Source organism: Paraburkholderia sp. LEh10 (genome assembly GCF_017814945.1).
Classification (GTDB): domain Bacteria; phylum Pseudomonadota; class Gammaproteobacteria; order Burkholderiales; family Burkholderiaceae; genus Paraburkholderia.
This window is the reverse complement of record NZ_JAGIPX010000037.1, coordinates 1-12,500: the sequence shown is the minus strand read 5'-3', so window position 1 is coordinate 12,500 and position 12,500 is coordinate 1. Positions and strand designations below refer to the sequence as shown.

At 61.1% G+C, this 12,500-nt stretch carries 13 protein-coding genes and 2 pseudogenes; 10 read left to right on the top strand and 5 right to left on the bottom strand.

Annotated elements, in window-relative coordinates; translation table 11 throughout:
- Positions 1-55: 55 nt before the first annotated feature.
- From tnpC to J8I87_RS26825, 3 genes are read left to right on the top strand one after another with little or no spacing between them, the layout of a single operon-like run.
- Positions 56-1,696: an IS66 family transposase gene (gene tnpC, locus J8I87_RS26835; RefSeq protein ID WP_209935090.1), complete on the top strand. Its 1,641-nt coding sequence runs from the start codon at positions 56-58 to the stop codon at positions 1,694-1,696.
- A 44-nt stretch (positions 1,697-1,740) separates the two neighbouring features.
- Positions 1,741-2,085, top strand: coding sequence for a hypothetical protein (locus J8I87_RS26830; protein WP_313066128.1), 345 nt, complete (start codon positions 1,741-1,743; stop codon positions 2,083-2,085).
- Positions 2,082-2,567: a helix-turn-helix domain-containing protein gene (locus J8I87_RS26825; protein ID WP_245254181.1), complete on the top strand. Its 486-nt coding sequence runs from the start codon at positions 2,082-2,084 to the stop codon at positions 2,565-2,567. Before J8I87_RS26830 ends, J8I87_RS26825 begins: the two co-directional genes overlap by 4 nt.
- A 245-nt stretch (positions 2,568-2,812) precedes the next feature.
- On the opposite strand, the gene J8I87_RS26820 is transcribed toward J8I87_RS26825, so the two are convergent.
- The 4 genes from J8I87_RS26820 to J8I87_RS26805 form a co-directional block, all read right to left on the bottom strand.
- Positions 2,813-3,646 carry a hypothetical protein gene (locus tag J8I87_RS26820; protein WP_209935089.1) on the bottom strand — a complete coding sequence of 278 codons (834 nt, stop codon included), beginning with the start codon at positions 3,644-3,646 and terminating at the stop codon, positions 2,813-2,815.
- 162 nt (positions 3,647-3,808) lie between these two features.
- Positions 3,809-6,436, bottom strand: a complete 2,628-nt coding sequence (locus J8I87_RS26815; protein WP_209935088.1) for a glycoside hydrolase family 15 protein — start codon at positions 6,434-6,436, stop codon at positions 3,809-3,811.
- Between the two features lie 43 nt (positions 6,437-6,479).
- A complete protein-coding gene (locus J8I87_RS26810) occupies positions 6,480-7,586 on the bottom strand; it encodes a poly(3-hydroxybutyrate) depolymerase (RefSeq protein WP_313066121.1) in 1,107 nt (368 codons plus the stop codon).
- Between the two features lie 126 nt (positions 7,587-7,712).
- Positions 7,713-8,000 carry a hypothetical protein gene (locus J8I87_RS26805; protein WP_209935087.1) on the bottom strand — a complete coding sequence of 96 codons (288 nt, stop codon included), beginning with the start codon at positions 7,998-8,000 and terminating at the stop codon, positions 7,713-7,715.
- On the opposite strand from J8I87_RS26805, the gene J8I87_RS44960 reads away from it, so the two are divergent.
- From J8I87_RS44960 to J8I87_RS26770, 7 genes and pseudogenes are all read left to right on the top strand, one after another.
- Positions 7,993-8,352 carry a hypothetical protein gene (locus J8I87_RS44960; protein ID WP_245254180.1) on the top strand — a complete coding sequence of 120 codons (360 nt, stop codon included), beginning with the start codon at positions 7,993-7,995 and terminating at the stop codon, positions 8,350-8,352. The two genes, J8I87_RS26805 and J8I87_RS44960, sit on opposite strands and share 8 nt — an antisense overlap.
- A gap of 226 nt (positions 8,353-8,578) precedes the next feature.
- Positions 8,579-8,958 (top strand): annotated as a pseudogene (locus J8I87_RS26795) (ABC transporter ATP-binding protein/permease); the annotation flags it as partial.
- A gap of 630 nt (positions 8,959-9,588) precedes the next feature.
- On the top strand, positions 9,589-10,044 hold the full coding sequence (locus J8I87_RS26790) for an antitoxin Xre/MbcA/ParS toxin-binding domain-containing protein (protein WP_209935085.1): 456 nt from the start codon (positions 9,589-9,591) through the stop codon (positions 10,042-10,044).
- A complete protein-coding gene (locus J8I87_RS26785) occupies positions 10,041-10,511 on the top strand; it encodes an RES family NAD+ phosphorylase (protein ID WP_209935146.1) in 471 nt (156 codons plus the stop codon). Before J8I87_RS26790 ends, J8I87_RS26785 begins: the two co-directional genes overlap by 4 nt.
- Before the next feature lie 285 nt (positions 10,512-10,796).
- Positions 10,797-11,093, top strand: a pseudogene (locus tag J8I87_RS26780) (ABC transporter permease subunit); the annotation flags it as partial.
- Positions 11,094-11,186: 93 nt separating this feature from the next.
- Positions 11,187-11,444, top strand: coding sequence for a type II toxin-antitoxin system ParD family antitoxin (locus tag J8I87_RS26775; protein WP_209935145.1), 258 nt, complete (start codon positions 11,187-11,189; stop codon positions 11,442-11,444).
- Positions 11,441-11,743: a type II toxin-antitoxin system RelE/ParE family toxin gene (locus J8I87_RS26770; protein WP_209935084.1), complete on the top strand. Its 303-nt coding sequence runs from the start codon at positions 11,441-11,443 to the stop codon at positions 11,741-11,743. The genes J8I87_RS26775 and J8I87_RS26770 overlap by 4 nt, the downstream gene beginning before the upstream one ends.
- Before the next feature lie 157 nt (positions 11,744-11,900).
- Here the strand turns inward: J8I87_RS26770 and J8I87_RS26765 are convergent, their stop codons facing one another.
- A complete protein-coding gene (locus tag J8I87_RS26765) occupies positions 11,901-12,284 on the bottom strand; it encodes a TraR/DksA family transcriptional regulator (RefSeq protein WP_209935083.1) in 384 nt (127 codons plus the stop codon).
- Between the last annotated feature and the right edge of the window lie 216 nt (positions 12,285-12,500).

Genomic DNA, 12,500 nt, shown 5'->3' with positions numbered 1-12,500 from the left:
CTTTTACAAATTGACGTAAACCCACGGCGCACCGCGCTTCGCTATCCTGGAGCGCATGAAGAATGCACCTGACCTCAAGCGCTTACCCGAGGCGGTCCAGGGCTATATCCACGCCCTCGAAGCTCGGGTAGCCGGCGACGCGAAACACATTGACGAGCTGAACCAGCGCGTCGGGCAGCTCGAGGAACAGGTCCGCCTGCTTACGGCCGAGCGTTACGCGCCGAAAAGCGAAAAACGCAAGGATCGCGTGTTCGACGAAGCCGAGCAGATCGCCCGGAGCGAACCATGCGACGAGGACGACGAAGGTATCCAGCCGGCGCTGCCTGACACCGGTTTGCCACCGGCCGGCAAGCCTGAGCGGCGCAAGGTGGGACGCAAGCCGTTGCCGGCGTACCTGAAGCGCGAACGCATCGAGTACGATCTGCCGCAAGAGCAGCGAGGTTGCCCGTGTTGTGGCAATCCGATGCATCGCATCGGCGAGGACATCAGCGAACAGCTGCATGTCGAGCTCAAATGGACGGTTCACCAGAACGTGCGTGCAAAGTACGCGTGCCGGCACTGCGAGCGTCACGCCGAACAGACGCCGGTCGTCCTCGCACCGATGCCGGTACAGCCACTGCCGGGCAGCCATGCGGATGCGTCGGTGATCGCGACGGTGGCGACCGCGAAATACGTCGACGGCATGCCGTTGTACCGGATGCAGGCCGCCATGGCCCGCTGGCAGATTCCGGTGAGCCGGGGCACGCTGGCACACTGGGTCATCCGCCCCAGCGAATTGCACTACACCCGCCTGTACGACGCGCTGTACAGGACATTGCTGTCGCAGTCGCTGATCCACGGCGACGAGACCACGCTTCAGGTGCTCAAGGAACCCGGCAGATCAGCCCAGAGTAAAAGCTATGCGTGGGTCTACCGCAGCGCCGAAGACTGCCCCGAACCCGTGGTGCTGTTCGAGTACCAGCCAGGGCGAGGCCAGGAGCATCCGAAGAAATTCCTCGGCGACTACAGCGGCATGCTGGTAAGCGACGGATACAGTGCGTGGCGCACGCTGAAAAAGGCAACGCACTTCGGCTGCATGGCGCACGCGCGCAGGCTGTTCGTCAAGGCGGACAAGGCCGCGCAGAAGAAAGGGGATGGCGCAAAGCCGAAGCCGCCGAACGCTCGTGTGGCAAAGGCGCTTGAATACTTCCAGGCCCTGTACCGTGTCGAGGCCCTGGCCAAAGGCGATCTGCCTGCCGGCCAGACACGTGCCGACTACACATACGACTTGCGGCAGAAACACAGTGTGCCGGTGCTCGAGGCGTTCAGGGCGTGGCTTGACGAACTGGCGCCGAAGGTGACGCCCCAGAGCCTGCTCGGTAAGGCAATCGCCTATGCGCGTAACCAGTGGGAATATCTGAGCCGCTACGTCACTGACGGGCGAGCCGCAATAGACAACAATATCTGCGAGCGGGACATCAGGCCGTTCGCCACTTCGAGAAAGTCGTGGCTGTTCAGCGACACGGTCGACGGCGCAAAAGCGAGCGCCACGATTTACAGTCTCATGCTGACGTGCCGTGCCTGCGGTGTCGAACCCTACGACTACCTGTTGCACGTACTCAAGGAACTGCCGCAGCGTCCACCGGACGCCGACGTGACGGACCTCTTGCCATTCAACTATGCGCGGCATCAAGAGGCCATGGCACAGGACGGCTGACACACCCGGCGCGCCTCGGCGGTGCCCCTACGCACGACCCTCAGTTGCACGATTCTCCATTCGGTGTGCTAAAGCTCCCGCTTACGCTGATTCAGCCGGCGGAACTGGCGGCGTCGCGGATGTGGATCGACAACTGGCAGCGTATGTTGCCGTACCTCGTGGCGAACCGGGGGCTGATTTCGCCGGCCTTGTCGCGCGCGATCGAACGTTTCCTGCGCTCGCCGCGACGCCTGCTCGCGATCGAGCGCGAGTTCTCGACGGGTGATCCCATCCTTGTGCGTGCCGCAGTTTTCGGTTTGCTGCACGCAGGCCGCGCGCGTGCCGAGGGCTTGAGAACCGATGCGCTATCGCTGCTCGCCGAGTTTGTCGCTGTGGAGTCAGTGACATGAGCCGGCGCAAACCCGATTTTCAGGCGCTCGACCTGACGGCGTGGCCAGCCGTCGCCTATACGGAACTCAACAGGGAGGAAGATCGGCACACCTTCCAGTTGCACATGCAGGCGATCGAGCGCTATGCGCAGGGCGAGTGCGTCAAGGATATCGAGCAGGCGACGGGCGTCAACCGGCGACAGCTCTATCGCTGGCTCGAAAGGGGTTTGTCGCTCCATCCGGACGGACGCGTCTACGGATTTCGCGCCCTGCTCAAACATGTGCGGATCGGCGGCTACGTCCGGTTGAGCCCTGTGACGGTTCGGGGTGAACGCGGCAGTCGTGGGACGGTCGGTGCGCTGTCGCAACTGTTCGAGCGTCACCCGACGCTTTCGGCGTGGTTGCTGTTGCAGGTCAGGCAGCGTCGCGTGCTCCTGCAGCAGATCAACACCGACGGACGATTGCGCACGCGTCTGCGAGGCCTGCAGTCGGAACACGCGTAAGCGCCTTGCCAGTTCAAACGCCATCCTTCGACACTGCGTGAAGCAAAAGCTCCGAGAAACAAACTTCTAAACCAAAAAAATGGACATTTGAACTTGGCTGGAAAGCGGACATTTCAAAATGGCTTTGACACAGACGAGGGCCGCCTGCCCGTAGGGGGAAGGAGGGCAGAGAACCGGGACGCAGGTTGCAATCCCACTTCACCGCCTCATACCTCGGTGAGGACCATAAAAAACTTGTACCGGGACTAGCTATAGTGTCGAGCGCGCACTTCAGCGGCTGCAACCAGGGCTTGCCGATAAGCTGCTCGTTTGGCTCTGGCCTCGGGCTTCAATTGCTCCCGGTGCTCGCGGCTCTTGCGGTATGTCTTCGCTTCGATGAAAAGACGCAGGCTCCCGCCTGAGACCGACCCGAGGTTGCGCTGGACGGGAGGCTGATTCGGATCGACCCACAGGATCTGCTGCATTTCGTTGGTGACGGGGTCCACCCAGCTGATGTATCCGCCCGGCAGGATCTGCCGTGGTTTCTTCACCGCTCCCGTGAAGCTATAGCGCGCGTCGGGGGTGACCTCGGGGTCGTAGAAGTGGGGCGTAATGAAATCGGACACGGCTATACCATCGATCGTGTAAGTGTACGGATCGGCTTCGCACGGATCACAGGCTTCGACCAGATATTCGAAGCGGCCCGTCCCATCCTGGATTTTGCCGTCGACGATCTCTATTGCATTCGAGGTCTGTAGCCGGTTGCCATTCGGGTCGATGAGCATTTCAATGGTCTCGTGACTTGCGTCGACTGCCCACTCGTCACTGCCTGGGGTGATGATCACCTTCGCGTAGGGCTGGTTATGGCGCGTCATATGGAAGCCGCCTTCGTCGGGAGGCAGGGTTTTGACGAGTTGCACAGGCCACACGCCCTGCGGGATTTTTCCATGATCGGTGAGGTATGAGACCGAGGCACTGACTGGCCAATATTTTGGCAGGTCACGCGTCACCTGCACATTCAGCGCCGCGGCAACCGCAGCCATCGTTTGCGTGTCGATCGTGCCCGTCGTGTCGACAAGTCCAACTTTCGTTGCCAGCATGATTGCCTCCTCTACATCCGGTCGGATGATGCGAACAGCCATGTCGAGCGGATTTTCGCCCGGTGTTTCCGCATCGGCACCTCAAAAAGGCAAGGAGCGATGCGGGCCAATGCGACTACGGTGGCCGGTGGCACAGAGGGATTAATTCTCTGGCGCTGTCTCCTACCAGTTCACCGTGTCGCTCAATGCGGCGCTACCGGCCGACGGCGTATCCAGCGTGCGATTGCCGCCGCCTGGCAGGTTCTCCCACGTCACGCTGCCATCGGCGTTCTTGCGGTAGTACTTGTATTGAATGGTGCTGGCGGCCTGCAGATTGACGGTGTTGCTCCATATCGGATAGGCGGCAGGGTCCACGGGCAGGCCCAGACTGGTGTTCCAGTTGCCCAGGGCACCCGCGTTGCCGGTGACGTACATGTATTGCCCGGGCTGCGTTTTCGCGTTCACCCTGATCGCGATCGAAGCCTGACCGGGCGCCGGTTCTACTGCGCAGTTGCTGTAGCGGGCGCACACGATGGACGGAATGTCGACGACCTTGCCTGCCCGGATAGACGCCAGCAGGCTGATGTATTCGCCCATCGCCCAATTGAGCGGCGCCATGGATTTCGTCGGTTCGCCAGGTGCATATCCGGGCGGCGTGATGACTTGCCAGTCGCCAGGCAGCGTCGTCTTCTGCGTCCAGACCTGTTCGGGAATGAAGCCTTCGGGCGTTGCGTAGGTCCGGATGGCGTTCAGGTATGGCGTGCCGCTCGTCCCCGTGCCGCTTTTCGCGATGCTATACATGCCCCGCTCGGCAGTAAAGATAGGCCACGCACGCCCGACACCCGTACCGTCGAAGTCGCTGCCGTCGTTGTGTTCGCCATAGCCGTCGGAGTTATAGCGAAACCAGGCCGGACTGGCGTGCGGTTCAGTCGTCGCGAGCACGGCGTCGTAGGCGGCCATCGTACTGACGATGGTCGGGTCGTCGGCCCGTTTCACGCCCAGGCGTACCAGTTCGAGAAAGCCGCCGTCGACGACCTCGCGCTCGTCATGTGTGCCGCCGCCGTTCTTCACGACAAAGCTTTGTCCGGAGTCCGGATAGAAGGCGGGTTCGTATCGCTGCGGGCCGTTTCCCAATCCGCCCATAATGGCTGGATTGATGCGCATGTAATAGTGACCGTTTCCGTAGAAGCCGGTGTTTGTGTAGGTCCAGCGCATCACATTCTGCTGCCAGTAGTCGGCAGCGGCGAGGTAACTGCCCGCACGCGCGTTGTCGCCGTTTTCTTCGGCTATGTGCGCGGCGGCGACGAGTCCGGCGATTTCCGCGGCGATCGTCGATGGCGAATAGCCTGAGTTTTCTTCCCAGCGGTCCTGGTACGTCCATGGCCCCGTGCGAAGAATGTAGTCGGCTGTCAAACGGATGGCCGGCCAAAGCGGGTTATAGACGGCCGGACCCAGACGCCACGCAAGCAGAATCGGCATGGCCTGCTCGTCCATCTGCGTGCCTTGCCAGTACTGCCAGCCGCTGACCCATGCATTCTGCGGAAAGCGCCCGGCCCGGCTGAAGCCCTGAGGGCAGGCGGCGGCATTGTATTCAGCGGTGCCGCAGTCCGTCTTCTGTTGCAGCGTATCGAAGAGATAGTGGACGACGGTAACGGGCGTCGTTGTGTCGCCCGCAGTGATCAGCGCATTGGCGAACTTGAACAGATCACGCGACCACACGAGATGATAACCACCAGGATTGCCGTCGCCCTGCGTCTCGCCCCACGGTGTGCCGATGCCCGCGATCATCGCGCCGTTGCTCCTGTCCTGCATCGTCTTGAGCGCCATTGCGGCGAGATAGTATTCGTCGTCAGCAGTGCCGTTTTGTGTCGAGAGGCCTGAAGCGTACTGATGCCATGCAGCGTCGTACTGCGATCGCAGATCGTCGAGGTTGTCGTCGAGCGTGGCGGCCGCGGTCTGCATGGCGTTGCGGGCGGAGGTGCTGTCGAAAGACAGCACGATATTGAACGAGATGCTGGTCCGGGTTCCGTCGCCAAGGTCGAGCCAGCCCATTTGCGCAACGTTGCCACCCGTCGCCGACGAATAGGTCCAGTCCATCTTTTTGTCGGGCGATGCCCCGCCAAGCAGATCGGTCCAGCCATCGCTGCGCCCGACAAATCCGTTCGACAACATCGCCGTGCCTGTCTGCACCATCCACGGCAGCGAAGATGCAAGCGCCGTATAGCGCGAGTTGCGGTTGGCTATGAGCATCGTCCGGCCATTGGCGCTGACCGCGGTGTACGCCGTGTTGCCTGAGCCGATGTTATCCAGATGCGGCTTGAACAGCAGGTACAACCGGTAATCACCCAGTGATTTGCCGTTCAGTGCCTGCAAGGTGACGCGTTCGATCAGCGAATTGCGTGTGGGATCGGTGTAGACGGTTTTGCCAATCTGCCAGTCGTGGCCCGCATTGCCGGTTGCGACCTGCCAGCTCATCGTGCGCGGGTCGGTCTGCGCCGCGCTGTACGATGCAAGCTTCTCTTCGTCGACGAAGGTGCCGGCCGTATCGCCGATGAGAAACTGAAGGTCGACCGTCTCCGTTGTATCCAGCACCGGGTAATACACCTCCGACACGATTCCACGGTATCCGGTGAAATAAATTTGCGAGGATGGACTGAGCGCGGTGCCGAGGAAGGATTTCTGTGACGGTCCGTGCATCGCCGCTACGCCTGGACTGCCGAACGCTTCGCCCGCAGTCGTCGCGTGAGCGAGGCTCACCAACAATGCAGTGACGGCCGCAGTTGCTGCCCGACGCATGGTCATGGGTTTCATCGCGTCTATCCTTGAATCGCCCTGGTCCAGCACCGCCCGTCGATCAACGCCTGACGCCAGAAGTCAACTGTCCGATCATGTTACGTATCGAGCGCATCTGGACGCCTTGCTGGTCGGCGAAGTGACTGTCCGTGTAGCCCCACCAGTCCCAGCAGCCGTTCGGGTTGAGTCCGGGAATGGAAACAGCCTGCGGAAACAGCACGACAATCCGGTTGTCGTTCGCCCACTGCGTGTAGCCTGCGTGCCGGACGAATGTCGTCCCGTAGAACAGGCCGGCAGGCCGCGAGCCGAGCGGCAGATAGTCCTGACCCTGCTCGCAGCCGTGCAGGGCGACGTGCAACCGGCAAGATGCACCGCCATCGCATGCGCCCGGTACATAGAGCCAGCCGGTAGTGTCCATGCCCGTCGTCCAGGTGAAAGTCGAAGGACGGTCCACTGGAAGATACCGGGTCTGGTCAAAGCGGAGGAAGCGTCCCCGTCGCGTCGTCGTACCGGGTGGCACGAGCGGGTCAGGACCGTAGATCCACCCGAGTATGTCCTTCGCGCCATCAACATGGCACTTGCCGATAAAGGGTGATTCGCTCGTTGCGCACGCCACACCATAGTTCATGGTGGGCATCGTGTGGCCGGCATCGGGGAGTTCGATATTCGAAATGCTTTGCGCCGGCACGCCCAGTGCGACATAGAACTGCATCAACTGGGTGACGACTGGCGTCGGGACAGTCGCATCGCTCGCGCCTGAGAGCGTGACGATGCGTTGCCGCGTGATGTTCGAGACATCGTCAATGACGTGGCGTGCCGAAGCAGCCCTCGTCAACGAGACGAGCTTCGGCACATCGGTGCTGGTTTGCGAGACCTCGCACGCGCTGGACGGCTGGATGGTGCAGGAGCATCGGGACGTCGCGGTCAGAAGGTCATTTTGCGAACAGTAGTACGGACCGGCCGCGACAACCCCGACACCCGTGATGATTGACGAATACGCCACCCCCAGTTGCACCGCCATGAATCCGCCTGACGAGAGCCCGGAGACGGACGTTTGCGAGATGTCAATGTTAAGCGCCGGTAATGGTGGATAGGTGGCTGGATTGCCGAAAGCATGTGCGGACAGCAACCACAACGCGATGGCACGGATGTAAACGATGACTCTCACGGCTCGCCTCCCATTCGGGTGCGTTGCTTGCAGTCGCATCGTGGAAGAATTCACTACACGCCTCGGACGTATATCAAAAAGCGGCACGTGGGTAGTGCGGGCAGCGTAAGAGGCGAACGGGGCGAATCAATGTATGGCCGTGTAGTCGCGACGCGGAATTCTTTTCGATAGAACGAAGAGCGGGATGCGAATTTGAAGCCCAGCCCGGGCACCGTAGCCGATACTGCTGGCACGAAGTGCGAACGTAAGATCGTCGCCAGTTCGATCAGTTATCAAATCAGTAGATTCCGACGAGAGCTTTGTTACCCATTTTGCCCGCTTGATGGCCGGGGTCGCTGCGCTTTCGACGATATCGTTGACGACTTCCCACGGATGAGACTCGATGACGGTGCACAGGTTTCCCAGGATGTCCACCGTCAGCGCAGGGCCGATTCGGTTTCGTCGTCCTGGCGACTTCCCGGTCGTGGTTCCATTCATCTTTATATCGAAGGTAGTACTGGCGTTGCGCGTCTCGAACTTGCTGGCAATCGTCACGCAGTTCATCGGCGGCTATGCGCTCGGCCGCTACACCGGTGGAAGACCATGGCTGTCCGGTGCGGCAATGTCTGGAATTGGCGTCGCGCTGCTTGCGATCATCATGGCCCGGCGGCTGGACTCCGGATTGCCAGTTGTTCCTGCGCAAGCTCAAGCCCGCTCGGGTGTTTCCGCAAGAACCACTCCAGTTTGCTCATCGCCTTTTCATGGGCCTGCACGTTGCGCCAAGTGAAATGAACCTTCCGATTGATTTGAAATCGGATCGAGCCATCCAAGCGCCAGACTGAGCGACTGCGGGGTGGCCGGATCCTTGAAAATCGGTTTGCTTTAGGTCTTTCGTCTTTCGTGGGGCGGCCTTAGCCGTCCCGCCTTGGGCGGGTGCGAGCGGGGTGGGTGACGCGGTCCGAGGCGCAGACTGTGTCGGAGGTCCGCGATCGCTTCGCGTTAAGGGTGAGCTCATGACCAACACACCATCCGGCCTTCCAACTGGGCAACCCGAGGTCTCAGCGTGGAGCCTGATCAAGCCGTACTGGGTCTCCGAGGAACGTGGCACCGCGCGGGGAATGCTGATCGCGATCGTCACAATGGACCTGTTGACCTGTTGATAGTGGGCATCAACGCCCGCCTGAACACATGGAGCCGTGATTTCTACGACGCACTGAAAAGCAGGAATGTACGTAAGTTTCCGCAGCTGATCGTGTTGTTTGCGGCGCTCGCGTTCGAATTCATTATTCTCGCCGCATACAACGGCGGCATCTTCTATCGGGTCGAGCGCGACCACCGGCTTGCCGACAATCCAGACCAGCGCATCGCCAATCTGGATGTTCCCACACTTGCGTAGACTGCGGCGTTGCCACTCGCGCAACACTCTCGTCGGTTGCACAACGATTAGCAATTAACGGCCAGGAACAGACCTTGGTGTAACTTCGTTGAGCGGCCGTCACCCGTGCGAGGACCTGGATGACGGCTGTGAAGGCTTGACTCTGGCCCCCGGGACCCGTTCGACCACGGTGTGCGTCCGACGCCGCGGCGGGTTGAATCGATGCTGCTCCAGGTCATGTACGGCCATCGCGCACTTTTGTTGGACGCGCCCGGACTTCGCGTGCCGACAGCGCACGGGCAGGCGTCGCGCATGACTTTACTGTCAGATGCGTATTCACCACGGGCGACCTCGGCTCGCACGAGCTCCGCCATCTCATTGGGCAAGGTGATACTCATCCGTTAAAGTGTTTTCCACGGCGCGCGACAATGAAGCAGTTCAGCTGTGCCTACGGGCCGCCGGCGCATTTCACGCGTTCCGGGTAACGCGAAGAGTGACGTAACTCGTGCAGCTACGACATTTGAATCTGGCTTTGACAGCGTTGGTATACGGGGTTCGACTGCCAATTCCAGCCGCGAAGCGAGGGTTGCCGATGCGGCGGCAAAATGCCTATAATTGGAGGGCAACTTGCCAAAGGAGGCCCATCCCGTGATGACCGTCGCTTTTATACCGTCCGGCGGGACCGACCCGCGCCGGGCAGAGTTCGCGATTCTCGAGCAGTTGCTGGCAGCGCGGGTGCGCAATGACGCGGATCTCGCCATGCTCGCTCAGGAACGGGTCGACGTTGATGTGATAGACCGTCTGGGGGCGCAGGGCCTGAAGGCGGACGAACTGGCGTTCATCATTCCCCGACGCACATTGACCCATCGCCGGCAACAGCACGAACGTCTGTCAATCGAGGAGTCCGACCGCGCAATCCGCCTGGCGAGGATCGTTGCACAGGCAAACACCGCTTTTGGAAACGCGGAAAAGGCGATGCGCTGGCTGCGAAACCCGCAAAACCGGTTTGCCGGCCGCAGTGCGCTTGAAATGGCTGGTACAGAACATGGTGCACGGCTGGTCGAGGAAGCGCTGGTGCAGATCGACGAAGGGTACTTCGCCTGATGGTGTTGTGGAGAATCAGTAACTACGCCGACCTGCGGGGAATAGGGGGATTACGCGCGCCGGGCCGATGGCACTTCGCCGGACGGCCGGTCGTCTATCTGGCGGAACATCCCGCCGGCGCACTCCTGGAGACGCTCGTTCATCAGGAAATCCGTTCGACGGCCGACCTGCCGGATACCTATCGTTTGCTCCGCGTGGACGTTACCGATGAGGTGGTGGTCGCGCAGATTGAAGAGGACGCGATGCCGGACGACTGGCGCGCAGACGTGTCATGGACGCGGGCCGCCGGCAGCGAGTGGCTGGACGCAGGCAACACGGCCTTGCTCAAGGTGCCCAGCGCGGTGATGCCGTTTGCGTACAACTATCTTCTGAATCCGGCTCACGACGCCGCCACCAGAATCACCATTGGCCAGGTTGTCGATGTCCGGCACGACCCGCGGATCATGCGCCTCCTGACTCGCACCTGACGCGGTTCACGTAGAGCGCGACAGATCTGTCAATCCAGAATCGAGGCGGAATCCTTGCGCCACAAGGGGTGCCTTTGATTTTCGTGCATTGTGTGCCAAGAACGCGGACATCGACTGGCCGCCTTTCTCAACCCGGTCTCGGGAGCAATATACGGGTTTCTACCGCAACATCGTTCTTCCTCATCTTTGCGCAGGCTGGCGATCGCATGAAAGTCGGTTCGTTGATCGTGATCGACTCCTGTGTCGTACAGGGCCAGATTCAGGCCCGATCCCGCGCCACCTCGAGTTTCCGTTGGCGGCGGGTCGCTCAACGCGGGTGCGCTTATCGCGACCGCCATGCTCGCGTTCTCGGTCTACGTCGCGCACTTCACGCGCTTTGGCCGGAATGTCTATGCGGTCGGAGGCAATGAGCGGTCGGCGCTGTTGATGGGGCTGCCCGTCGCGCGCACGAAGGTGGGCGTCTATGCGCTCAGCGGGCTGTGTTCGGCGCTGGCAGGGATCGTATTCCCCCTTTATGTGCTAAGGGGCTATGGGTTGCAGGCGCAGGGCATGGAACTCGACGCGATCGCCGCCACTGTGATCGCGGAACGCTGTTGGGTGCCCGGACCGGCTGCGCCGCATCGTCCTATAATATTTATCGGGCGGTCGGGCGAATGGACGTTCCGGGGTATAGCTATGATCAATGCGGATCTTGGGCAACAGCTCGAGGGCTACGTGGCGAAGCTGGTTGAGTCGGGTCGCTACAGCTCTCAAAGCGAGGTGTTGCGCGAAGGCGTGAAGCTCATCCTGGATCGCGAACTGCAACTCGACGCGCTGGATGCCATCATCGATCGCGGCATCGGCGATTCGGAGGCCGGTCGGGGCAAGCCCGCCAGCGACGTGTTCGACCGGCTTGAAGCAAAGTATCATGCGATGGCCAGCAACCGGCAATGATTGTCCAGATTCTTCCTGACGCTGAGGCCGACCTCGAGGCGATCGGCGATTACATGGCCCGCGACAATCCCCGTCGCGCGCTGGGTTTCGTGCGCGAGCTGCGCGACAAGTGCGCGCGGCTTGTGGACGTGTGCCTTGCATTCCCGGTCGTGCCGCGCTATGAAGTCCGTGGCGTGCGTCACCGGGTTCACGGTGGTCACCAGATTTTCTACCGTGTTGTTGGCGAGCCTCCCGAGCGCATCGACGTTATTCACGTCCTGCCCAGCGCGCGCAACTACGCTGCGATACTGTTTCCCTGACGTTTCCCCCTGAGCTCGCGCGACCCGTCGGACGACGATTCGATCGCCTCTGGCGATGTGATCTTGCGCGTCAGCGCCCGCGAGGCTTACGACATCGACGGGCGTGGCCACTGCGTTTATCGCGCGAGGCAGGCGTTTTGTAACTGATGGGCCCCTCTTATTGGCGGGTCGCGCGATGTTTTTCAAACGCGGTCTGACACGAAACGCAGCGGGCCGTGTAGGGCGCGGCGACAAGCCGCTCGTAGCCGATCGCGGCCCCGCATTCGACGCATGCGCCGTAGAGGCCGGCAGCTATGCGTGCCAGCGCCGCGTTGATCTGCTGCAGTTCGACGAAGTCATGCCGCGCGAGCGCAACGCGCAACTCATCGCCCGCCTTGCGCGATGCCGTCTCGTCGGGATGCGACTCGGGGCCCAGCACTTCGGGCGGTCGGGCTCCGGCGACATCTCCGTATTCGCCGTGCAGCGCTGCCAGCAACTCGCGACGGCGCTCGCCGAGTCTTTGCTGTAACAGCATGAGTTCGGATGAGGTGAGAGTGATCATGGACAGGTTCGACGTGTTCTGTAACGCAACGCACAACGGTGCGTCGCGAAGGTCCTCCGTCAGATTGCATGCCACCCGATTAATTATTTAACTCACGTTCGGTTTCACTTCGGCAAGCATGTATCAAGTATATGTTTTGTGTACCGGCTCGGATTGTCTGGACACGGTTTTGCAACTCAGGCGGCCTCTTTGAGGGTGACTGCCTGACGGGCTTCG

Excerpts from the sequence above, each read along its gene's own strand:
- tnpC (WP_209935090.1), top strand. The coding sequence starts at position 56 with ATGAAGAATGCACCTGACCTCAAGCGCTTACCCGAGGCGGTCCAGGGC.
- J8I87_RS26825 (WP_245254181.1), top strand. The coding sequence starts at position 2,082 with ATGAGCCGGCGCAAACCCGATTTTCAGGCGCTCGACCTGACGGCGTGG.
- J8I87_RS26820 (WP_209935089.1), bottom strand. The coding sequence starts at position 3,646 with ATGCTGGCAACGAAAGTTGGACTTGTCGACACGACGGGCACGATCGAC.
- J8I87_RS26815 (WP_209935088.1), bottom strand. The coding sequence starts at position 6,436 with ATGAAACCCATGACCATGCGTCGGGCAGCAACTGCGGCCGTCACTGCA.
- J8I87_RS44960 (WP_245254180.1), top strand. The coding sequence starts at position 7,993 with ATGTCCACCGTCAGCGCAGGGCCGATTCGGTTTCGTCGTCCTGGCGAC.
- J8I87_RS26775 (WP_209935145.1), top strand. The coding sequence starts at position 11,187 with ATGATCAATGCGGATCTTGGGCAACAGCTCGAGGGCTACGTGGCGAAG.
- J8I87_RS26770 (WP_209935084.1), top strand. The coding sequence starts at position 11,441 with ATGATTGTCCAGATTCTTCCTGACGCTGAGGCCGACCTCGAGGCGATC.
- J8I87_RS26765 (WP_209935083.1), bottom strand. The coding sequence starts at position 12,284 with ATGATCACTCTCACCTCATCCGAACTCATGCTGTTACAGCAAAGACTC.